The 21,158-nt window shown below is 57.2% G+C and carries 32 protein-coding genes and 1 pseudogene; 26 read left to right on the forward strand and 7 right to left on the reverse strand.

What is annotated here, in order from left to right:
- The first annotated feature begins 110 nt into the window (after positions 1-110).
- From BUB54_RS14730 to BUB54_RS14800, 16 genes and pseudogenes are all read left to right on the forward strand, one after another.
- Positions 111-362 (forward strand): hypothetical protein, encoded by a 252-nt coding sequence (locus BUB54_RS14730; RefSeq protein ID WP_083553820.1) that lies wholly within the window; start codon positions 111-113, stop codon positions 360-362.
- Positions 359-1,477, forward strand: coding sequence for a baseplate J/gp47 family protein (locus BUB54_RS14735; protein WP_048878265.1), 1,119 nt, complete (start codon positions 359-361; stop codon positions 1,475-1,477). The genes BUB54_RS14730 and BUB54_RS14735 overlap by 4 nt, the downstream gene beginning before the upstream one ends.
- On the forward strand, positions 1,477-2,187 hold the full coding sequence (locus BUB54_RS14740) for a hypothetical protein (RefSeq protein WP_048878264.1): 711 nt from the start codon (positions 1,477-1,479) through the stop codon (positions 2,185-2,187). The genes BUB54_RS14735 and BUB54_RS14740 overlap by 1 nt, the downstream gene beginning before the upstream one ends.
- Positions 2,188-2,204: 17 nt before the next feature.
- Entirely contained in the window at positions 2,205-4,199 is a 1,995-nt protein-coding gene (locus tag BUB54_RS14745; RefSeq protein WP_139284935.1) for a hypothetical protein, read from the forward strand.
- An 11-nt stretch (positions 4,200-4,210) separates the two neighbouring features.
- Positions 4,211-4,885, forward strand: a complete 675-nt coding sequence (locus BUB54_RS14750) for a DUF4376 domain-containing protein (RefSeq protein ID WP_139284936.1) — start codon at positions 4,211-4,213, stop codon at positions 4,883-4,885.
- A 48-nt stretch (positions 4,886-4,933) separates the two neighbouring features.
- Positions 4,934-5,143, forward strand: a complete 210-nt coding sequence (locus BUB54_RS14755; RefSeq protein WP_048878262.1) for a hypothetical protein — start codon at positions 4,934-4,936, stop codon at positions 5,141-5,143.
- Positions 5,143-6,195, forward strand: a complete 1,053-nt coding sequence (locus tag BUB54_RS14760; RefSeq protein ID WP_048878261.1) for a hypothetical protein — start codon at positions 5,143-5,145, stop codon at positions 6,193-6,195. Before BUB54_RS14755 ends, BUB54_RS14760 begins: the two co-directional genes overlap by 1 nt.
- A 9-nt stretch (positions 6,196-6,204) precedes the next feature.
- Positions 6,205-6,513: pseudogene (locus BUB54_RS22135) on the forward strand (dATP/dGTP diphosphohydrolase domain-containing protein); the annotation flags it as partial.
- Positions 6,514-6,548: 35 nt separating this feature from the next.
- Positions 6,549-6,899, forward strand: coding sequence for a DUF1937 family protein (locus BUB54_RS14765; RefSeq protein ID WP_048878260.1), 351 nt, complete (start codon positions 6,549-6,551; stop codon positions 6,897-6,899).
- Entirely contained in the window at positions 6,893-7,336 is a 444-nt protein-coding gene (locus tag BUB54_RS14770; protein ID WP_048878259.1) for a C40 family peptidase, read from the forward strand. Before BUB54_RS14765 ends, BUB54_RS14770 begins: the two co-directional genes overlap by 7 nt.
- Before the next feature lie 36 nt (positions 7,337-7,372).
- Complete coding sequence (locus BUB54_RS14775) at positions 7,373-7,867, forward strand: glycoside hydrolase family 108 protein (RefSeq protein ID WP_217652512.1); 495 nt, start codon at positions 7,373-7,375, stop codon at positions 7,865-7,867.
- Between the two features lie 78 nt (positions 7,868-7,945).
- A complete protein-coding gene (locus BUB54_RS14780) occupies positions 7,946-8,263 on the forward strand; it encodes a hypothetical protein (RefSeq protein ID WP_139284937.1) in 318 nt (105 codons plus the stop codon).
- A gap of 7 nt (positions 8,264-8,270) precedes the next feature.
- Positions 8,271-8,666, forward strand: a complete 396-nt coding sequence (locus BUB54_RS14785) for a hypothetical protein (protein ID WP_048878256.1) — start codon at positions 8,271-8,273, stop codon at positions 8,664-8,666.
- Positions 8,666-8,959 (forward strand): hypothetical protein, encoded by a 294-nt coding sequence (locus BUB54_RS14790; RefSeq protein ID WP_048878255.1) that lies wholly within the window; start codon positions 8,666-8,668, stop codon positions 8,957-8,959. Before BUB54_RS14785 ends, BUB54_RS14790 begins: the two co-directional genes overlap by 1 nt.
- A gap of 432 nt (positions 8,960-9,391) precedes the next feature.
- On the forward strand, positions 9,392-9,784 hold the full coding sequence (locus BUB54_RS22140; protein WP_158320091.1) for a helix-turn-helix domain-containing protein: 393 nt from the start codon (positions 9,392-9,394) through the stop codon (positions 9,782-9,784).
- Positions 9,785-9,843: 59 nt separating this feature from the next.
- A complete protein-coding gene (locus BUB54_RS14800) occupies positions 9,844-10,602 on the forward strand; it encodes a SprT-like domain-containing protein (protein ID WP_082075615.1) in 759 nt (252 codons plus the stop codon).
- Positions 10,603-10,627: 25 nt separating this feature from the next.
- On the opposite strand, the gene BUB54_RS14805 is transcribed toward BUB54_RS14800, so the two are convergent.
- From BUB54_RS14805 to BUB54_RS14840, 7 genes are all read right to left on the reverse strand, one after another.
- Positions 10,628-10,966: a hypothetical protein gene (locus BUB54_RS14805; protein ID WP_048878252.1), complete on the reverse strand. Its 339-nt coding sequence runs from the start codon at positions 10,964-10,966 to the stop codon at positions 10,628-10,630.
- Positions 10,966-11,625: a ParA family protein gene (locus BUB54_RS14810; RefSeq protein WP_048878251.1), complete on the reverse strand. Its 660-nt coding sequence runs from the start codon at positions 11,623-11,625 to the stop codon at positions 10,966-10,968. The genes BUB54_RS14805 and BUB54_RS14810 overlap by 1 nt, the downstream gene beginning before the upstream one ends.
- 95 nt (positions 11,626-11,720) lie before the next feature.
- On the reverse strand, positions 11,721-12,269 hold the full coding sequence (locus BUB54_RS14815) for a hypothetical protein (RefSeq protein ID WP_048878250.1): 549 nt from the start codon (positions 12,267-12,269) through the stop codon (positions 11,721-11,723).
- Positions 12,269-13,030: an ERF family protein gene (locus tag BUB54_RS14820; protein ID WP_073211878.1), complete on the reverse strand. Its 762-nt coding sequence runs from the start codon at positions 13,028-13,030 to the stop codon at positions 12,269-12,271. Before BUB54_RS14820 ends, BUB54_RS14815 begins: the two co-directional genes overlap by 1 nt.
- Positions 13,031-13,229: 199 nt before the next feature.
- Complete coding sequence (locus tag BUB54_RS14830; protein ID WP_139284938.1) at positions 13,230-13,772, reverse strand: siphovirus Gp157 family protein; 543 nt, start codon at positions 13,770-13,772, stop codon at positions 13,230-13,232.
- Positions 13,773-13,785: 13 nt separating this feature from the next.
- Positions 13,786-14,130, reverse strand: coding sequence for a hypothetical protein (locus BUB54_RS14835; RefSeq protein ID WP_048878246.1), 345 nt, complete (start codon positions 14,128-14,130; stop codon positions 13,786-13,788).
- A 233-nt stretch (positions 14,131-14,363) separates the two neighbouring features.
- Positions 14,364-14,747 carry a helix-turn-helix domain-containing protein gene (locus BUB54_RS14840; protein ID WP_073211881.1) on the reverse strand — a complete coding sequence of 128 codons (384 nt, stop codon included), beginning with the start codon at positions 14,745-14,747 and terminating at the stop codon, positions 14,364-14,366.
- 119 nt (positions 14,748-14,866) lie between these two features.
- Between BUB54_RS14840 and BUB54_RS14845 the strand changes: the two genes are divergently transcribed.
- From BUB54_RS14845 to BUB54_RS14890, 10 genes are all read left to right on the forward strand, one after another.
- Positions 14,867-15,286 (forward strand): hypothetical protein, encoded by a 420-nt coding sequence (locus BUB54_RS14845; protein WP_048878245.1) that lies wholly within the window; start codon positions 14,867-14,869, stop codon positions 15,284-15,286.
- 77 nt (positions 15,287-15,363) lie between these two features.
- The gene (gene ssb, locus BUB54_RS14850; RefSeq protein WP_048878244.1) at positions 15,364-15,822 is read left to right on the forward strand and encodes a single-stranded DNA-binding protein; all 459 of its coding nucleotides are present in this window, start codon (positions 15,364-15,366) and stop codon (positions 15,820-15,822) included.
- Positions 15,806-15,949 (forward strand): hypothetical protein, encoded by a 144-nt coding sequence (locus tag BUB54_RS20925; RefSeq protein WP_158320090.1) that lies wholly within the window; start codon positions 15,806-15,808, stop codon positions 15,947-15,949. The genes ssb and BUB54_RS20925 overlap by 17 nt, the downstream gene beginning before the upstream one ends.
- Positions 15,946-17,430, forward strand: coding sequence for a DEAD/DEAH box helicase (locus BUB54_RS14855; RefSeq protein ID WP_052948325.1), 1,485 nt, complete (start codon positions 15,946-15,948; stop codon positions 17,428-17,430). The genes BUB54_RS20925 and BUB54_RS14855 overlap by 4 nt, the downstream gene beginning before the upstream one ends.
- Positions 17,427-17,732, forward strand: coding sequence for a hypothetical protein (locus BUB54_RS14860; RefSeq protein WP_048878243.1), 306 nt, complete (start codon positions 17,427-17,429; stop codon positions 17,730-17,732). Before BUB54_RS14855 ends, BUB54_RS14860 begins: the two co-directional genes overlap by 4 nt.
- Positions 17,722-18,117, forward strand: coding sequence for a hypothetical protein (locus tag BUB54_RS14865; RefSeq protein ID WP_048878242.1), 396 nt, complete (start codon positions 17,722-17,724; stop codon positions 18,115-18,117). The genes BUB54_RS14860 and BUB54_RS14865 overlap by 11 nt, the downstream gene beginning before the upstream one ends.
- Entirely contained in the window at positions 18,117-18,329 is a 213-nt protein-coding gene (locus tag BUB54_RS14870) for a hypothetical protein (protein WP_048878241.1), read from the forward strand. The genes BUB54_RS14865 and BUB54_RS14870 overlap by 1 nt, the downstream gene beginning before the upstream one ends.
- Entirely contained in the window at positions 18,326-18,601 is a 276-nt protein-coding gene (locus BUB54_RS14875; RefSeq protein ID WP_048878240.1) for a hypothetical protein, read from the forward strand. Before BUB54_RS14870 ends, BUB54_RS14875 begins: the two co-directional genes overlap by 4 nt.
- 19 nt (positions 18,602-18,620) lie before the next feature.
- Positions 18,621-19,490, forward strand: a complete 870-nt coding sequence (locus tag BUB54_RS14880) for a bifunctional DNA primase/polymerase (RefSeq protein WP_048878239.1) — start codon at positions 18,621-18,623, stop codon at positions 19,488-19,490.
- A gap of 174 nt (positions 19,491-19,664) precedes the next feature.
- A partial coding sequence (locus BUB54_RS14890) for a KH domain-containing protein (RefSeq protein ID WP_217652514.1) occupies positions 19,665-21,158 on the forward strand: 1,494 nt, incomplete at its 3' end.

The raw sequence follows: 21,158 nt of genomic DNA on the forward strand, positions 1-21,158 counted from the left end.
ATTTATCGTTGGATGCCGGAGGTGATCTTGTTTTAAGCGCCACCGGAGACTTGGCCACGGCTTCGGGAAGCCGTTACACGCAACAGCGCCTTTTGCGGCGCCTTTCGTCAATGCCTGCTTCTTACATCTGGCACCTCCCTTACGGTGGCGGCCTTCCTGCTTTTGTAGGGCGCCCAACCAACGCTGAAGCGATTGAAGCAGTTATTCGGGAGCAGTTGGCGCTTGAAGCGGGTGTTTCAGAGAACCCGGCCCCTACAATCACAGTTGACGCGGAACCAAACGGCCAAACATACGCGACCATTCGCTATGTGGACGCGGCAACGGGACAGACAGAAACCCTTTCGATGCCGGTGGGGCAATGACTCTTTCACTTCAAAATTTCACTTCTCTTGTGCAGGGTGCGGCGGCTGCGGTGCAGGGCGCATGTTCGACGCTGCTTGACCTCACAGTTGGTTCAGTGCTGCGGGCGATCTTGGAAGCCAATGCAGCGCTTGGTTTGTGGATGCAATGGCTAATCGTGCAGGTTCTAGCCGTTTCAAGGCTAAACACCTCAACTGGCAGCGACGTTGACAGTTTTATTGAGCAGTTTGGCATGTCGCGCCTTCCTGCCATTGCATCCTCGGGCCAGCTTACCTTTTCGCGGTTTACTGCTACCGGCTCGGCTTTTGTCGCGGTAGGCGATCAAGCACGCACCGCAGGGGGGGCATATTTCACGGTAACAGCCGACACCTCAAACCCTGTCTATTCCGCCGCCCTGGCTGGCTATGTCGTGGCCGCCGGGACGGCAAGCATTACCGTTCCAGCCGTTGCGGCTGCCGCTGGTGCAGCCGGAAACGTGCAGGCCGGAGCGGTCAATCTGCTCGGCAATTCAATCTCAGGCATCGACACGGTGACGAACGCCGCCGCGTTTACCGGAGGCTTGGATGCAGAATCCGATACAGCTTGCATTGCCCGGTTTCCGCTCTTTTTAGCCAGCCTCGCGGGGGCTACCGTAAACGCGATTAAAGCGGCCATTGCGGGGGTTCAGCAAGGGCTTGATTATGCCATCTCCGAAAACGTCAACACTCAGGGGACCGCTCAGCTTGGCAATTTTGTGGTTACGGTTGATGATGGGAGCGGCAACCCTTCAGCGGCGTTACTGGCGGAGGTTAGCGGCGCTGTAAACGCGGAGCGACCAGTAGCCACAAGCTACTCAGTACAGGGGCCTACCGTCACATCCGCCGCCGTGACTTTCTCCTTTGATGCGCCTTCTACAATCAAAAGCAGCTTGATTGGCCCGGTACAAACCTCAGTAACAAACTTCATTAACCGGCTGACGATTGGCCAAACCCTTTCGCTCTCTCGCGTGTCAAATATCGCCTACAACGCAAGCGAATACATCTCAAACGTAACAAATGTGTTGATTAACGGGGTGGCAAGTGACTTGACACCTTCAGCCATGGGGGTTGTTCGCGCTTCCAGCGTGGTAGCCTCGTAATGGCAACAGGCGATCAATCGGATATGGTAACGCGCTTAAAGGCGCTGTTGCCTCTTGGATGGTTTGGCAGCAAGACGATAATTCTCGACGGCCTATTGAATGGCCTTGCCTATGTTTGGGCTTGGGTCTTTAGCCTTACGGAGTGGGCGTTTAGTCAGCTTCGGCTCTCAACCATGTCTGGAAGCTTTCTTGACATATTTGCAGTTGACTATCTTGGGCCTAACTTCCTTAGAAAGTCCAACGAGACAGACCCCGCTTTTCGGTCTCGGATTTACGGGGCGCTTGTGCCCCCGACAGGTACGCGGGCAAGTTTAATCGCTGCTATTTTCAAGCTTACTGGACGAAAGCCAGAAGTCTTTGAGCCTAGAAACCCTAGCGATACAGGCGGCTACGGCAGCTTATCAACCCCCGCGTGGACTGGCCTAGCATACGGCGTGGCGGGGGGTTATGGAAGCCTCAACCTGCCTTATCAGGCGTTTGTAACGGCATATAGGCCGCTCTCCCAAGGCATGCCCTTGATGGCGGGCTATCAACCGGCAGACGTTCTTTCTACCTCCACGATTTACGCGCCCCTCGGCTACGGCGTGGGGCTTGGCTCTTATGTGGATTATTCACAAGCTTTCGACGCTGCAACAGATAGCGACATTTATGCAGCGATAGCGGCGGCAAAACCCGCCGCCTCGATCATGTGGACACGCATTAAATCTTAAAAAAACAGGATTATGTCTTGGATAGAGTAATCGTTTACCCTAGCGCGATTCCGCTAGATACGGATATTTTGCAGCCCCAGCGGAATGAAATGGTTTCGCTTGGCTGGCTGTTGCAGTCTGTAATGGGCACCGAAACGGGCGCCGTTGGGTTGACCTGCACCCCCACGAACCCGGCAAGCCTAACCGTGAATATTGGTCCGGGCGCAATTTGGGCAAAATCCGAGGTTGATGCCAATTCCTTCGGCTCTCTCGCTGCGGACTCATCCCCGCTTATGAAGATGGGTATTGCCGCAGAAGCGGCAGGAACCGATTTCACGCTTGCCGCTCCAGGTACGGCTGGCCAGTCAATCAATTATCTGATTGAGGCGTCCTTTGAAGAAGCAGACACAGACCCGGTTGTTCTGCCTTACGTTAACGCGGCAAACCCTTCTCAGCCATTCTCAGGGCCTAACAACTCTGGTGCTGCACAGAACAAGGTTCGCGCGCAAAAGGTTGCGCTTCAGCTTAAAGCCGGAGCAGCAGCAACGGCAGGCACTCAAGTTACGCCCGCCGTTGATGTTGGGTGGATTGGCCTTTATGTCGTTACGGTTAACTACGGACAAAGCGCCATCACCTCAACTTCAATCGCGCAATATGCAGGAAACGCCTTTCGCGGCCCTTCTCTGCTTGAGGTTATACAGTCCGGCGCGACGAATTTTGCTGTTGATAGCAGCCCCACGGCAAACGCTGTTATTTTGGCGTTCCGGCCCGCGCTGACAAACACCACGCGGTTGACGGGAACCCGCATTGCCTTCCAGGCGGCCAATTCCAACACGGGCGCAACCAGCCTGACAGACGGCGTTTCGACCTGCACCCTATATGCCAACGGCGCGGCTATGGTGGGCGGCGAAATTGTGGGGGGCGCCCATTATGTTGCGGAGTATGCCGGAAACAATCAGTATAACCTGATTGCACAGAGCGCCGGAGAGGTTGCGGTTTCCGCCGCCACGCATGCAACGCATGCTGTAAATCTTGGCCAACTTTTTGAGACCCTTTGGCCTACGGCCAACGAAACCATTAATCCTACCGCTTTTTTTACGGTGGTTCTTCCCTCTGAAAGCAGCGGCGGCCTTACCTTGCCCTTGAACAAGGGGACCACGCCGGGGCAGCGCGTTTTTATCTACGGCACCAACAGTGGCCCCGTAACGATTGCCACGGTAGATAATACTTTCAATATCCAATCCCCAAGCGTGATGCAAAACTCTTACACTCTGCCAAGCGTGTACGGTTGCTATGTTGAATTTCTTTGGGATGGCCTTGATTATCGCTATCAATCCGGCTCTCAGCCTGAGATTAGACCCGCCGTGCAAAGCTACCAGCCGCCTACACTCGGGCAAGTTCAGACTGCACTCAATGGCGTGGCGGCCTTCAGTATGCCCCGCCCGGGCGACCTGAACGCCGCTGGCTTGGGATGGAGTTCGTGGAACGCGGGGGACGGAAATATTCCCGTGGCTGGCTCTTACGGCATCGCTTGGACGGTTTCACAGACGGGAAGCGCCACCCCCAGCGCAAGCAACTGGCTGACGCAAATTGCCTGGACAACGGCGGGCTTGCAATTCGTGAGGCAGAATGTTGATAACGCGGGCTGGGGGGCTTGGTCTCAGGTAGCCACAACCGCCGATCTTCAAGCATCTCAGGCGGTGCAGGCTACCTATTATAACGCGATCAACTACACCGCCAACTCCGTTACGAACATCACAACGTCCGTGACGTTTACAGCGCCAGCTACCGGAAAATTAGAGGTTATTGCAACCGCTGATTATTATTCGGGTTCAACTGACCTGTCAGTTTCAGCAACCAATGGAACGGTTGGATTTTTCCAGGCGTCCCGGTCTCCCGCTTCAGCGGGCGGCGCAGGCGCGGGGGTTGGGATTGTATCCGTGACAGCGGGGCAAAGCGTGACCATTCAGGCCAGCGCTTCGCAGGCCAGCGGCGGCCCGATGAATGTTGCGCTTTATGCCAAGTATATCTAAGGGGCTTATCCTTGCAGTATTATCTTTTTGAGGCAAACGGCGCCATGGGCGCCGGGGTTGCTTATGACGACACGCTTCCTTCTGGTGCCGTTTCCTGCACACAAGCGCAGTATCAGAACCCGGATGCCTGGGCCATTAGCTCCGGGGCTATCGTGGCTTCAACGCTCACTCTAGCGGCTGCGCAGGCCGCGCAACTCGCGGCTCTCAATCAGGCTTGTGCCTCGGCAATCACCGCGGGCTTTTCCGCCACGATTAACGGAGCATCCGCCACGGTTACGCTTTCCGCTTCCGATCAGGCAAACATGACCATGAACGCTGCCACGGCGCAAACCGCGTTGCAGGCAGCAGCATGGGCGAGCGGGGCAACCTACGCCAAAAACGCGCTGGTTATTGTGGGAGGCGTTCCCCTGGTGACGTTTAGCGGGGGCGTATCTGGAACCGCAGCGCCCGCAGCGCCCACGGCGTTTCAGTCTGCCGTCACGGATGGTGCTGTGACGTGGTATAAGCTTGGCTTTTGGCTTGGCACCTCCACCGGCAACGTGATGATTGCCCCCGCCGACATGATTCAGGTGTGCGGTGAAATGGTTGCGCATATCTCTCAATGCCGCAGCAAGTATGAAACCTTCAAGGCGCAGGTGCAGGCCGCGACAACCGTTGCGGACGTTCAGGCGATTGTCTGGCAGTAATCCAGACGCATAAGGCGCCTTCAGGCGCTTCTTTTTTAAAGAAGAACAATGACAAAAGATAAAGAAAAAACCTTCACCGTTGATGATTTGACGGCGGAACGCATCGCGGTACTGGTTGAGTTGGCGGAAAACGCCCGCATTGGAAAGAAAATGCTGCATTGGCTGGTTGTGCTGGGCACAATCGGCGGCAGCATCGCGTTTTTCGCAAACAATGTCATGTCTTTCCTAAAGGCCATGCGTCCTGGGGGCATCCACTAATGGCCCGTTCTGTCTCGGCTGACGCACTCACCGCAGCCCGCAACGCCTTGGCTGAATACGGCAGCCTGCGCAAAGCAGCGGCGGCTCTCGGCATTCCCCACACCACCCTTCAATCCCGCATTGCCATGGCTGAGCGGAAGCTTGAGCGTGAGGAAACCGGCTTTGATATGCCGGAATTGCCTTCCACACTACCCACCGCGCAAGCGCTGATTGAGCGGCGCAAGGCGGAGTTTGAGCGCGTGGACGCTGCAAAGCAGGCTAGGCGCTTGATTGACGTGCCGGTGAAATTGGCCGGGCCGGTTGGTGTGTCGTGGTTTGGCGACCCGCACCTTGATGACCCCGGCACTGATATTGCCCTGGTGGAGCGCCACGTTGAGCTAGTGAAGCGCACGCCGGGTCTTTTCGCTGCGAATATCGGGGATACTGGAAACCATTGGGTAGGGCGCTTGGCCCGGCTCTATGGCGAACAGTCCACCAGCGCGGCGGAGACTTGGGTGCTAGTGGAGTGGCTAATTCAAGCCCTTCCCTGGCTTGTGATTATCAATGGTAATCATGGTTGCTGGAATGGTGCGGGAGACCCGTTGCGGTGGCTTATCCGCCAGCAGCCGGGCGCCTTTGATGACAATGGCGTGAGGCTGAATCTCACTTTTCCGAACGGAAAAAAGATCCGTGTCAACGCCCGTCATGACTTCCGGGGTCACAGCATGTGGAACCCGGCCCACGGGCTTGCAAAGGCCGTGCAAATGGGTTGGCGCGATCATCTGCTTGTTGCCGGTCATACCCACGTTACCGGCTACAACGTGCTTAAAGACCCGGCCAGCGGCCTTATATCCCATGCGTTGCGGATTGCCAGCTACAAGACCCACGACCGCTATGCGGACACGCTAGGGCTTCCTGATTCAAACATCACGGCCAATGCTGTTACGATCTTCGACCCCGAAGCCACCAGCGAGCGCAACCTTGTGACTGTTTTCCTCGACCCGGAGGAAGGTGCAGACTTTCTGACTTGGAAGCGCGGGAAGTATGAGCAGGCCAAGCGCGCCAACGTATAAGGCCACAACATGAAAAAACAGAGTGCCGCCCCTGATGGGGGCGGCTTGCGGTATGACGACGAAAAGCCGCGCTATGATCTCATTCCACCCGACGCGCTCCACGCTCTAGCGGTGCATTACACTATTTCCCTGAAAAAGTATCCAGAAAGGAATTGGGAACGCGGCATGGCCTGGGGGAAATGCTTTGCATCCCTCATGCGACACGCTTGGGCGTGGATGCGCGGCGAAGATTTCGACCCGGAAACCGGCTCACACCACATGATTGCAGCGGCGTGGAACGCCCTCGCAATCGCAACCTACCACATGCGCGGAATTGGAAACGATGACCGCCCCGGCTTCAACAAGGAAAAGCCATGTTTTACTACCTCGCTACCCCATACTCAAAATACAAGGGCGGCCTGGATGCTGCTTATAAGATGGCCCTGGACGCTACGGCAAAAATTATGGGGATGGGCTATCCGGTCTATTCCCCGATTGTTCACGGCCACCCCGTAGCAGCCCGCGCAGGCATCCATATGACAGATCATGATTTCTGGATGAAGGTTGACGCGCCCATGATGGAAAGCGCTAAGGGCATCATAGTTTACATGGCGACCGGATGGGAAGAATCCCGAGGGATGGCGCATGAAATCAAAGAGTTTGTCCGCATGCGCAAGCCAATTCTGCACATTCAGCCGTTTTTCCCTGAGCATCGCTCATGCTGAAGCTGTTTTTTTCTGAAGGCTCCGGCATTGGTGGCGCTATAGTCCGCACCGCAACATGGTCTTGGTGCGCTCACACAGGTTTTCTTTTGAAGAACGGGAATATCCTCGACGCGCACCCGACCTATGGGGTTTCAGAGCGCAAGGCTGATTTCACCGGGCGGGTGGAATACTTCGCCCTCCCTCAGATCAGCAGCACCCGCGCAGCGCTGATTTTACGTTGCGCCCGCGAGGAAATTGGAAAGCCCTATGATTGGGGCGGAATTGTCAATTTTGGGCTGCATCGCAACTGGCGGTCAAAGGATGCGTGGTTCTGTAGTGAGTTCGTGGCATGGGCGATGGCGCGAGCTGGAACGCCGCTGCTACGCACCGACCATGTGAACAGGGTTACGCCCCGTGACCTTTTACTTTCACCGCATCTTTGTTCTTCTTCTTGGTGATATATGGATAATTTTATACCGTGCCGCAATTTCACATTGCAGGAAGAAGGCGGATTCGTGGACAATCCGTGCGACCCTGGGCGCGCCACGAAATACGGCATTACCATCAAAACGCTCAGCGCGTGGCGCAAGCGCGCTTGTACTGTGCAAGACGTTAAAGCGCTATCCTCCTTTGAAGCTGGCGCAATTTACCGTGCATGGTACTGGATTCCGGGCCTACCGCCAGGAATCGACTTGATGACATTTGACTTCGGCGTGAACGCGGGGGACCGCGAATCTGTGGAGCTATTGCAGCGAGCCGCCGGTTTTGTGGGTGACTTTGTTGATGGTGTGTGCGGCCCTGAAACGCGCGGGCGCGTGTCCGCGTGCAACCCCGTGGAGCTAATCAAAGCATTAGGAATAGCCCAAGAGGCATTTTATAGAAAGCTTCCTACTTTTGTGGAGTTTGGTGACGGATGGACGAAAAGAACAGATCGCCGCGAAGCCGTCGCCCTGGGGATGGTCCCCAAAAAAATGCAGATTGCAGCTTAACAATTTTTCGGGATTGATATGAACAGTTACGTTTCCGCGCTGCTTGCCGCAGCGCACATTTCTGCCGTTCTTCCGTACTTGACGGTAGCTGTTGCGGTTGCCAGCGCCATTGACGCAGCCTTTCCGCAGCCCGCGCCCGGTTCTCACTGGTTGCCGGTGCGAAAGGTGATTTCCTTTATCGCTATTAACTTCGGCGCTGCGAAGAATGGTAGCCAGCCACCCTTTGCGACGTGGCTCTTGCGCGTCATGTCGTCGGTTGAGGACGCGGCCAGGGTAGCGGGGGATTCCGCGCGGGTCTCCGAAGCAGTTGAATTGAAGCGCAGGATTGAACGCCTAACGCCACCTTCTCCCGCGCCGGTTCCGGCTGCGCCGCCTTCCCCTGCGCCGGTGGCGTGAGGCGGACATGAAACTCAAACACCTTCAGGGCATCGTTGGCGCCTTCCTGGCCGTAGCTGTGTGCGTTGGCCTAAGCGCCTGCGCTCACCCTCCGGCAGCCCTGTCCGTTTCTAATGTTCCGGCGCCGGTTACAGCGCTAATGACAACCTATATGGCGGCGGATGCAGGGGCGATGACCTACGAAGCGCTCCCAGCGTGCGGCGCAGGCCAGACGCCATGTAAAACTGCCGCCACCGTGGCGGAAATCAAGGCCCTGGATGACGCGGCCTGGAAAGCTATCACGCCCGTAGTGAAGGCGGCGGAGACTGGCCAGAGCGTGACAAACGCGGCTGAAACCTCCGCAGCGCAGGCCGCCGTTTCGGCCTTTTCGTCTTATCTCTCACAACATGGAGTTAAAAACTGATGCTTGCCGCCTTCCTGGCAGCTTTGCAGGTAATCTTGCAAGACCTGCCCGAGTTCGCCGCAATCTGGCCAACCCTGGAAAAGACCATCTCAACGGGGGCTGAGCCGACCCCGGCCGACCTTGCCAAAATTTGGGCCGCCGCCGCCGCTGTGCATGAGCGCGTTCAGTCTGGCGGCGCTTCCGCCGACCCCGCCGCCATTGCTTCAGCAGCCGTCACAGACGCGGCGAGCGCGGCTTCCGGCACTCTAGCGGCCCCGCAGGAAGCCCAAACGCCCGCGACTCCCGTAGGGTAGTCAAGTCTAAAATATTACTATTAGGAATAAAAAAGGCCGTCCCCACCCTGGACGGCCTTTCTCTTTTTGAGGTATGCGCGAATGACCGCCGTTTGGCGGCGATTCGGAGAGTGACATTGAGCTAGAAAAATCGAAGGCCGCCCGAAGGCGGCCCATGAAAGAGATTTCATCCTAACTTGCCGGGAAGGATGACCTCTCTTTGCACATTCCGGGACCATACGCAACACCTTTCGGTGCGCGGATTTGTGCGCCTTGGGCTTCGGGCGCCTCCGATAATGGGGGCAGAAGATGAAGCGCGAAAAGATTTTCGGCTTGCCGACCGGCAGGCCACTAGACCGGAACGCAAAGGCCCGGATTATGGCCTATGCAGCGGCATGGTCCGCACGCCAACGCCAGCCAGGACAACACACCGGCCCATTGACGCGGGCTTATATGGACGTTTTGCGCGCCCTCCTTTGGGGCTTCCACAACGCTAAAACCGGCGCCTGCTTTCCCGGCTACGACGCTATTGCAAAGCATGCCCGGTGCCACCGCGACACAGTGCGCAAGGCAATTCGCATGCTTGAATTGTCGGGGCTGTTAACCTGGGTGCATCGCCTCCGCCGCGTTCCTGGCGCCGTGCTGCGGACAAGCAACGGTTACAGCTTCCGTGACCCCTCCCCCGCGCCGCAACCCCGCGAGAATCCTACTAAGGCGGAAAATTCGCCCGGAACCCAAAACCAAGATTCTTCTAATATAAAGATCGTGGTTTTAGACCCGGCAAACCGGCTTGACGCAGCCCTTATTAGGCTCGGGAAAAGCGCCGGAGCGTTGTCACCGGCATAACCTCCCCGCTATTACAAGCTATCAGTGCTATCATCGATAGTTGACATATCTTAGCTATCATGTTTAATTGTTTCGTACCATACAAAACAGAGCAGATGACGATGACAGACAACCCTACCCGACAAGTTTATGTAGGTTTTTCAGAGGCTTATGAGCATTTTAACCAGGTGCTTTTTGAGGGTCGTTTGCCCGGTTGCATTATCACGATGCAGCGCCACAAGGGTGCGCTTGGGTATTTTGCGGGCGATAGGTTTGGAGAGATTGCGGGCGACGGCAAGACGGATGAAATTGCATTAAATCCGGTGCATTTTAAGGGGCGCACGGCAGAAGAAACGCTCTCCACGCTAGTTCATGAGATGACCCACCTTGAGCAGCACCACTTTGGAAGCCCAAGCCGGGGCGGATACCACAACGCAGAATGGGCTAAGCTGATGAAGCGTGTGGGGCTGCAACCAACTGATACGGGCCGCGCTGGCGGCAAAGAAACCGGCCCATCTATGACGCACCTCATTGTTGAAGGCGGCCCGTTTGAGTCTGCTTGCCGCGCCCTTCTCGGGAAGGGCTTTGAAATCCGTTACAGCGACAGGTGGGGCGACGTTGATAATGATGGCTCTCGCTCCCGCGCCCCGTCACGGCCAGCCGGAAACGGTGACGACGAAGGCCAGGGAGAAGGGGAAGCCCCTGCGCCGCGCAAGAAAACCGCCAATAAAACGAAATTTACTTGCCCGGACTGCGGCGCAAACGCATGGGGCAAGCCTTCTCTCAATCTCCTTTGCGGTGATTGCAGCGTGCGGTTTGTGTCTGAAGATGGCGAATAAAAAAGGGGGCATAAGCCCCCTTCCCTCACAAAACCCGGCTTTTAGCCGTAGGTTGCAAGTCAAACTCCGGCACGTCATAACCGGCCTTCTTGGCTAGAGTGGCTATAAACTGCCTCATGCCAACGTCCCTGGACGCATCCAAAAGTAGCGAGCAAAATTCACGGGAACAGCGAAAGTTGACTTGCTCAAGCTTTTCACGCTGCGGCTTGGGAGGGCGTCCCCTGCCGCGTTGCTGCTCAACCGGCTCCGCTGGCTCGGCAACTGCTTGGGCTGGTTTGGGGGTTGTCGCAGGTAAATCCGCCGTTGCTTTAGAAATCTGGCTCACAAGCTCCGCCCCGGAGATTTTCTTTGCCTTCAACGCCATTATGCAGCACTCCCAACACGGGCCGCAGGAATGGCCCCGATTTCGGTTAATTCGCCAATAAGCCGGTCAGCCTCAACCCCCAACCGCCCACTAACAGGCAGGTTCCCGGTAAAGCTGGCCTTACGGAACGCGGATAGATGAGGCAGCGCGTAGCGCATGACGGGCAACCCTTCAGCCTTCAGAGCGTCAAGAGTCGCAGATTCAACAAGGCCGCCGGTGCGCCATTGCGTGCCGATTACCCTATAAGGAAGGGCGCGCCGCGCCGCTTTCCCAAGAGACTCAATTTTGCGCGCTGTGCGGATAGCTTCGCGGGTGCTGCTTCTGTCTGGCATGCACGGCACAAGGATAAAGTCAGCGACGCTAATTGCGCTGGCGGCGGTTAGGTTGGCAAAGCCCGCCGTGTCAATCACAACTATATCACCGGCCTCTGCTTCCGCCTGGGCCGCGTCAATCACCTCAACCTCCCGGCACTCGGCAAGACAGCGAAACGGCGCGCCCTCGTAAACATTGGCATGCCAGTCGGAAAGCGTGGCATTTGCGTCAGCGTCTATCACGGTGACGGCATAACCTAGTTGCGCCAAGTTGGCCGACAGGCATTGCGCTAGAGTAGATTTCCCGGCGCCACCTTTTGAGGTGGCAATCGTTAGGATGGTGCCCATAATAAAACCCCCTTATGGCGGCAACGCGCCGCATGTCGGGGGTTTTATCATATCTCGTCTATCAGAGATAGCGTTATATCTATGCTATCCTTGAATTATTCGGGGGCGGCCTCATCCGTAACCCCCGCCGCCTCCACAAGCGCCGAAGCGCCCGCCGGGGCTGTCCCGTTGATCTTGTGCCAATGCTTAATCACCAGGGGGTCACGCTTATGCGATTCCACGGCGCCACGGTCCATCTCAGCCGCCCGCGTCCGCGCCTCATCGTGTGTAATCGGCTTGCCTGCCTTTCTGCATGCTTCCACCATCGCGCCTGCCACCGCCTGCCGCCACTGTGTCAGCTTTAACTCTGTTTTCTTCGGGGCGGGCACCTCCCCCGCACCAAGCTTAGCCATGGCGTCTGCCATATCGCCCGCGCGCGACAGATAAGACCATAGCCCCAGCGTAGCTAGGTAATCCATCGACGCCTTGGGCAGTCCGGCGGTTGAGAACGAAAGAACGTCACCGCCGGGAATTGTCACGCGGACTGTTCCCGCTCCGCCGTCCACAATGCCGCGACGGCGCTGGGCGCGCGGCTCCGGCGGCTCCCTATAAAATCGCCTGCCCTCATGCTGGGGCGCCGGAGGGGGTGCGGTTTCGTCACTCATTATTTACCGTCCTTCTGTTCAGAATCCTTGCAAGCCGCGTCAATTTCAGCGTTGATCTTGTCAACAACAACGCCGTGACCGGCCTCACGCAGAGCCTTGAAAATCGCTTCATTGCCCTTCTGGGCAGCGCGCAGCGTGGGCAGCTTGCCGTCCTTGACGGCCCATGATGTCAGCTTGCCCCACCACTCAATGAGGGCCTGCGCCCCTTCGGCTGCGAAGATTTCACCATTTGGCCGCAGCGCTGAAAATAGCGGCAGTTTTTCCTTTGGCTTCGGCTTTTCAGTCTCTTGGCGCTTCTGGTTGCCGCGCGATTGATTGCGGGCTGGCTGGCGCTGCGCGGTCTCCCCATCGTCATCATCTTCATCTGCCGCAAGACGTAATATGCCGCTGTAGCTATAGCGGCGCGCGTAAGTAAGCTCAGAGCCGAAAGGTTGCGGGCCTGCATTCGCCTTGAACAACGGATATTCAGATGTAATCCATTGCCCGGATGAGTGGCGCAGGGTGGTGACAAGATCAATGGAATTTCCATCACGCCTGATGACTTGCGTGACCGCAAGCTCATTAGCAGCCAACGCCTCGCGTGTGGCATCTATGGCGCTGGCGAGCGAAGCATAACGGCTCTTGAAATGAGGGTTTTCCCGGTCCTTCTCAGGATTAGGAAACGCGCCTTGGGCCTTTGCCAGCGCCGCGTTGATCTCGTCGGTTTTTCCCGATTCAAGCCAGCGCATAGCGGGGTTCTGGTATTGCGCGTCCTCGCTCACTTGCACCCCCCGGTGAAACCCTTGGTGAAGTGGTAAAGCTTATCACCGCTCTTGTTTGCTACCACACGCCGGTTGGGCGCACCGGCGTAAAAACGGCGGCGCCCGCGCCGCGCTGCATACATGGAGACCCAAGCGGCGGCGGCGCGCTCGTGATTGTGTGCTTTTTGACGGGAGTTAAGCATAGCTCTCTTTCTTTCGATTAATGGCGGACGGTTGCAACGGGTTCGCCGTTGCTCAGAGTGGCGCCAGGGACAACCTCACCAGCCTTCAGAGCCTCCGCTATGTCTTTTTTCTTCGGAGTGCGTGTGGTTTCGGTCTTTATAAACTTCTCAGGTAGAAGCGTAGGGTCTGTAATCTTCGCAGACCGGCGCCCTGGCGTGATGGTCAGTGTAAATTCCACGTCCGGCAGCTTCTTCAGGCCAAGTGCCTGCATTGTGGCAACAACCGCCCCTTTGATTTTGTCAGCCCTGGCAAGCATTTTCATGCGGCGCGAGGCTAGTGTATCCTGGCGATGCTCTATGCCGTCCGCAATGCTTTTCGCTTCCAGAGAGGCCCGCATTGCTGTGCGCAGCATTTCCATGGCCTCCCCCCCTTCCCCGTCAAGCATATCAAAAAGAAGCGCCTCATCTTCGGCAATCGTTGGGTCCATCTCCAAAAGATCAGAACGCAATCTATGAAGGGTTGCCATTGCTTCAGATAGTTGAAGGCGCGAGTATGCCGGGGTAGCCTCAGTTTTTTTCATTCACCCGCCCCTACTAAAATGGGCGCAACTGCTGCGCATGATAAATCACTTGCAAGCCGGGGCGCGGTATTGTGCTGCCTACGGCTCCAACCAAGAGACCATCCCCCCGAGCTATTCCATACCGAAATTTCCATTCGGAGACGTTTTCAACCTCAGTTAGAAGTCCTGCGGGAACACCAAGAAGCATGTTCCATTCTTGAGGGGATTTTTTGAAGTCAAAAACAGAAGCTTCAACCCCGGCAACACGATCATTGCGGGCCGCAGCGTAATGGAGGGCTAGGGCTGAAACGGCAACATGCCGTCGCCGCTCCATTTTGAAAGTTACGCATTCAATCAGGGGATTATCAAACAACCGCATGTCAACCGCCTATCACTAGATTAAGCGTGCCTATTACATGCTGAATGCTGTTCCTATAGATGCACGGCGCGTCTTGAAATTTATTTTTTTGATACAGCGCGCGCCGGGCTATTCCGGGCAACAACCCCAGGTGATAAAAGTTATCTGAACAATGGTTAAGATAGTGGGTTACAAAATGAAGGTCACAGGAAAAAGAAAGTTACTTCAAGGTTTTTCCGATTGGAGCATCTGCACTAGCCGCGTTCGGTGTTGGGACTGCGGCGCGCCCTGCGCGGAATTTTTAGAGACTGCCCAGGCTCCAATTCACCAAGGCGCGAAACCATTTCACGACTACAACGAGAAGATACAAGACCGCGATAAATGTAATCTAAAGTCACGCCAAACTTCGCACAAAACTCAATCATGCTCATAGGGTCAGGCATATTCATACCCAACTCATATTTTGACCACTTTGCTTGAGTTGTTCCGAGAATTTCAGAAAGTTCAAGCTGAGTTATTCCGGCCAATTCCCTTACTTGCCGGATGCGCTGGCCTATGTCCTTGCGGACTGTTTCCTCTACGGCTGTCCACCGTGCGCGACTACCAGCCTCACTGGTTGTTGTTTTTTCTTTTGTCATAGGCTCACAGCCCCTTTTCAAGTAATCTAAGTTGGAATACAAAAGTCCCCGCCCTTCGGAGTTTCGGGGGGTGGGGATTGAACGGCCCCCATTGAAAGACCGTGCGGGGGCGGAGACGGATGGCGCGAGAAGTACGGCGCTTTTCTGAAGAAGAAAACAGCACAATCGTAATCATGCGCGGCAAGCGTTTTGGATGGAACACCATTGCGCGGCAGCTAGGGCGGGCCGTAAATCCGACAATCCGGCACGCCGTCCGCGTCCTCGGCCTTCCCGCTGACTTGTCAGCACCCGATAAGCGTCTTGATCTCACTGAAGAACAGAGCGAGCAAATCCGCAATCTAGCCATGGATGGCTTGGATGTGGCGGGCATAGCAGATGAAACCGGCCTGAATGTCGGAATCATAAGAAATTACTGCGGCCTCAATCAAATACGGTTGACGACAAACGACTCTTTACCCGCTGGCGCGAGCGCGACATGGGGGGCGATTATTGCCGGTACTGCACTAGCCGGTTGCCCCTTCCCTTCGGCCCAACACTAACGCGCTAATCGTAGCTTGCGGGGGTAGCACTTGGCAAGGCGCCAACAATAACATTCTGAGAAAGGAATATAACGATTATGGCCGGAACAGTAAACAAAGTGATTCTTGTTGGGAATCTCGGGAAAGACCCCGAAGTTCGCAACACGCAAGGCGGGGGCAAAATAGTCAACCTTAGCGTTGCAACTTCTGAGTCCTGGAAGGACAAAAACTCAGGCGAACGTAAGACGCTGACGGAGTGGCATCGCGTGGTTGTTTTTAACGACAGCCTTGCAGATGTTGCCGAAAAATACCTCGAAAAAGGCGTAAAGATTTATGTTGAGGGCAAGCTTCAAACCCGCAAATGGACCGATCAGAGCGGCCAAGATCGCTATTCAACTGAGGTGATTATTCCTCGGTTTGGCGGAGTCCTTACGATTCTGCAAAGCGTCAGCGGAGATGGCCAAAATGACGGACAGAGCCGCGCTACCGGACGGGCGCAAGGCGGGGGCGGAAGCCATGACAGCAGCGGTTGGAGTGACGATGAAATTCCGTTCTAAGCGCCTCATGCGCCGCTTTTTTCATAGCTACAAGCGCCCATGCTTGAGCGCCGTGCAGTTGTTTGCGTGGGTGGCTGAAGGGGCCGCCCTGGCCGCGCTTTCGCTGATTGTGGGGCATTTCATTTGATTAACCTTCGCCCCTATCAAAGCGATGCTTTAGATGGTGTGCGCGCCGCCTATGCTGCGGGGCATCGCGCCCCGTTGTTGGTGGCGCCCACCGGGGCCGGAAAGACCATCATGTTTTCGGACGTTGCGCTACGCGCCGCTGAAAAAAATATGCCCACCCTAATCTTAGCGCACCGCCGCGAGCTTATCCGGCAAGCGTCAAAAAAGCTGACTCTTTCCAATGTGCCGCACGGCATTATTGCCCCCGGCTTCACCCCTACCCGCGACCTTGTGCGGGTGGGAAGCGTGCAGACCGTTGCGCGGCGCCTTGATAGGCCGGAGGCGCAGGGCTTCAAGCTTATTGTCATTGACGAGGCGCACCACGCGGTTGCCGGGCAATGGGACCAGATTATTACCGCCAACCCTAAGGCGCGTCTGCTTGGGGTTACGGCTACGCCAGAGCGCCAGGACGGGCGCGGTCTCGGGGTGGCGGCTGGCGGTTGCTTTGACGTGCTGGTTGACGGCCCGAAAATTGGCGACCTGATAGCAGATGGCTATTTGGTCCGCACTAAGACTTATGCGCCGTCCGTAGAGGCTGACGTGTCAAACGTGCCAATCCGGGGCGGCGATTATGTACCGGACGCGCTGGCGGAGGTGATGGACACGCCCGCGATCACGGGCGACGTGGTGGCGCATTATGCGCGCTACGCGCCGGGCCTGCCGACCATCGTTTTCTGTGCCAATCGAAAGCATGGGGAGCATGTCGCGCAAGCTTTCAGTGCTGCGGGATGGCGCGCCGCGTTTGCTGACGGCACCATGAAAGGCAAAGACCGCGACGCAGCCCTTGGCGGCCTGGAAACTGGCGCGGTTCAGGTGCTTTGCGTGGCGGACCTTGTGAGCGAAGGCGTGGACATTCCCACGGTTTCTTGCGTCATCTCAGTGCGCAAAACCACAAGTTTGGGATTGTGGATGCAGCAGGTAGGGCGGGGGTTGCGAACCGTTTACGCGCCGGGGTTTGATCTAAATGACCGTGCCGGGCGGTTGCTGGCCATAGCAGCCAGTAACAAACCGCACCTAATTCTACTTGACCATAGCGGCAACACGCTGCGCCACGGGTTGCCGGATACTGAGCGCGATTGGAGCCTTGACGGGAAATGCAAAAAGGAACGCACGGCACCAACATTGAAGCAATGCCCTGGCTGTTTTGCCATCCACCAACCGGCGCCTGTGTGCCCGCATTGTGGCCACGACTATAACGCAGGGAAGGCCACACTATCGGAGTTGCCGCTTGTGTCTGCCCCAGGCGAGTTGAAGGAAGTTGATGAAGCCATGGCGGCGCGCATTGCGCAGCTTCGGAAAGGGAAGCTTACAGATATTCTCACGGGCAGCGAAACGCTGGCGGAGTTGCGGGAAATCGGGAAGGCGCGCGGATACAGCCCGCAATGGCCCTGGATGCAGTTTCAGGAAGCTAAGCGCCGCAGGGAGGCGAAAAAAGCAGCATGAGCCAAACTTATGAAGTCAATGCCCGGCTATGGGATGGCGTGCAGAAGTTGCGCGTCACAGTCTCGGATGAAGGCCACGCGCTGAGCGTGGAGGCAATCGAGGCTGATGCAGACCGCAAGCGAGTTCTGGCGAATATCTCAACCATGCTTGGCCGTGGCGTTTCGCCAATCGAGCTAAGCGTGCGTGCGGATGATTTCAAAGAAATCGTGAACACGCTTCGCGCAACTGAAAACCAGCACAATGCGCCGCGCCGGGCTGCGGCGCTGGCGGAACACGAAAAAAGGAATAAAAATGGCCAGTGAATCAGACATTCAAGCCAAGATCATGCTGGCGATAGGGGGCCGTCCTGACGTGCGGATTTTCCGCAATCATGTGGGCTTCGGGTGGAGCGGCCAGTTGCTCAAGCAGGAAGGGGACCGCGTATTACTCAAGAACGCGCGCCCGGCAACTTTCGGCCTTGCGCCGGGGTCTGCCGACCTCATCGGCTGGCGCTCCATAACCATCAAGCCGGAGCATGTGGGCCGCAAGATCGCGGTTTTTATATCAGGCGAGGTGAAGGCCCTGCGCGGCAAAGCGGCGGAGGCCCAAAAGAATTGGGCGCGCATTGTGGATGCCGCCGGTGGTTTGGCGGCAATTTGGCGCACCCCAGCGGGCGCAATCGAGACTGTGGAAGGGGCGCTGATTTAATGGACGTTAGCGAAAAAGAGATGAGGCGCGACATTGCAACTTGGTCATTCGTTACCTGTCGCCACAGCGTCTTGATCGCGGATGTGGAGGAATTGGCGCAATTCCTAATCCGCCGGGGCTGGCGGAAGGCTGATGCGAATAGCGGGGGCGCCGTGATGGTGGGCGCTGATTTATCAACTTCGCCGGATTATGTGGTGGAGTTTTCGGCATGAGTCACCTTGATGAAGCGCACGCGCAAATAAACATCTTGCGCCGGGAGAGGGATGACCTAATGCACCGCGCCATATTGGCGGAACACGCGGCTTGGTGCGCGGCAGAAGAATTGTCGCACATCGCAAAAAGCGGGGCGCAATCACCTTCGGTGGCGCGGGAGGCAATCGCCCTCATGCTGAGCCGGGGTTTTGGGAGGATGGAAAACGGACGCGCCTCCGGGCGTTTAAAGGAAATCCTCGGAAGGGCGCGGATTTCGCCGGAAAGCCTTTAAGCCATGACAGGCTGCTAAAATGACCGCCCTGCCCCAAGAAATCGAAGCCCTGGCGTTGTTGGGCTGGCGGCTCTATCCGGCCAGCACGCGGAGCCGTGCAGCCCTTGTCAGCCAGTTTAAGGATGGAGCAAAGCCCCACGAATTAGCTACGCATGACCTAGACCAGCTTGAAACGTGGGCGCGCCGATTTCCGGGGTGTAACTGGCGTGTTGTCATGGAAGGCTCCGGCATTATCGGGCTAGACGTGGACGCGCCGGGAGATGACCATAACGGCGATGGCATAACCGCGTTGCGCGATCTTGTGGCCAAAAACACCCCCCTCCCCCCTCGCCCAACCACGCGAAGTGGCAGCGGTGGGTTTGCGCTGTTTTTCCGCGATAACGGCGCGCCGATCTGCCGCCGGAGCGGCTGGCCGGTGGCTGGGTTAGATCCCCGCGCCGGGCCGCTTACGGTAACTGTGCCTCCCTCCACGCATCTAAGAACGCGCAACGCCTACAGGTGGGCGCCGGGGTTGGCGCCTTGGGAGTGCCCCTTACCCGAGGCGCCCGCGTGGTTGCTTAAAGCCTTAGCCCCTCCGCCTGAACCGCCTATACCCAAGCGCATGCAGCAGCGCCCGGCAACAGAACCGCGCGCCCGGCGGCGCTTAGAGCGCGCGGTTGATAATGTGCAATATGCAAAGCCCGGCACGCGCAATGCGGAGCTAAACCGGCAATCCTATGCGGTGGGCCGCTATGTGGGCGCGGGGCTGCTAGATCAGAATTATGTTATTTCCGTGCTATACACGATTGCGCGTAAATCAGGGTTAGCAGATAAAGAGGCGCGCGACACTATCCGCAGCGGGATGGCGTCGGGCGTTCGTAATCCAGTAACGACAACAGGAAACGAATGAACATTGAAGATGGCAGGCTTGACCGCGTTTGGGCGGAAAACTGCTTTGCAGACCGGGGCCGCGTCCTGACGGGTTGGGCATCTCACTATTGCCCGGACTTTGACGGCCTCACGATTGATGAAACTTGCCCGCAATGGCCTTGCCTATGCGCGGATGAATTGAAAGAGCGCAATCATGCCTGATTATGGCGGCGATATTGACACAGCCGGAGATATGGAAGGCGGATATAGCGCACCACGCCCTAACCTGCCCTTTCAGGCTCTCGGTTATGACCGCAGCACGTTCTTTTTTCTGCCAAACAGAGGGGGGCAGGTGTTGGAGTTTTCGGGCCGCGAGCTTGGTTCAGCCGGGGCGTTGCTTCAGCTTGCCCCGCTTTTCTGGTGGGAATCCGAATGCTCCGGCAAAACCGGCATGGATACAAAGCAAGCGAATGATATGGTTTTGCGCATGTCTTACGCGGCGGGGCCGTTTGATGCGGGCCGCGTGCGAGGCCGTGGCGTTTGGCTGGAAGATGACGGGCGCCCCGTTGTGCATGCTGGCGATCATTTGGCCGTTGATGGTCAAATCATCTCGCCTACTGAATGGGAAGGGCAGGGCATCTATGAGCGCGCGCCTAAGCTTGGCGTTTCCTTCAGCGCAGAACCGGCAGAAACCGAGGAAGCAAAACGCTTCCTTGACCTATGCGCCGCCCTCCCTTGGGAGGATGCAAACGACGATGGCGTGGACACTAGCAGCATGGGCCGCATGCTGGCCGGGTGGATAACCGTTTCAGCGTTCTGTGGGGCGATGCCGTGGCGGCCACACGTCTGGATTACTTCGGAGGCTGGCCAGGGTAAAAGCTGGCTGCTTGATAATATCCTGAAGCCCATGCTTGGCGGGGCTGAGTTGCGGGTGCAATCCAAGACGACAGAAGCCGGGTTACGTGCCGCCCTTGGCCGGGACGCGCGCCCGGTGGTGTTTGATGAAGCAGAAACGCAGAACCAGCGCGATGCCGACCGCATGCAGCAGGTTCTTGACCTTGCCCGGCAGGCATCAAGCGAGGATGGCGCGGATATTGTGAAATCAACACAGACCGGACAGGCACGCCGATTCAGAATCAGGTCTATGTTTGCCTTTGCAAGCGTCAACGTGGCGCTCTCGCAAGCGGCTGATGAAAGCCGGACCATTGTTCTTTCGCTGCGCCCGGCACGGGATAAAGACGCGCGGGCCGCGCATTTCGAGAAGCTGAAAAGCTTGCAGGCCGAAATCGTTACCCCTGGTTTTGCCGCTCGGCTTCGCGCCCGCACGCTCTCGCTGTTGCCGACTATTCGCGCAAACGCGGAGGTTTTCGCGTCCGCGATTGCGAGGGCAGGGGGGTCACGCCGCACAGGCGACACAGTTGGTGTACCTCTCGCCGGTGCATGGTCTCTCCGTTCCCGGCGGACTGCCACCAGGGAGGAAGCGGACGCATTTGTTGCGGGCACTCCATGGGTACGGGCAGCGGTGGAACGCATCGAGAGCGAGCCGGAATGGAGGCAATGCCTTAACCGGCTGCTCGGGCAGCGCATCCGCCTTCCTGGCAGGGTTGAAGAAGTCCCCGTTGGCGAGTTGCTGGATATTGTGGGAACCCCCTACAGCACGCCAGAAATGGCCGGAGGGGATGACATGCCGGGTGATGGAGGGACAGCC

This window comes from Acidocella aminolytica 101 = DSM 11237 (assembly GCF_900129125.1).
GTDB classification, from domain to species: Bacteria; Pseudomonadota; Alphaproteobacteria; order Acetobacterales; family Acetobacteraceae; genus Acidocella; species Acidocella aminolytica.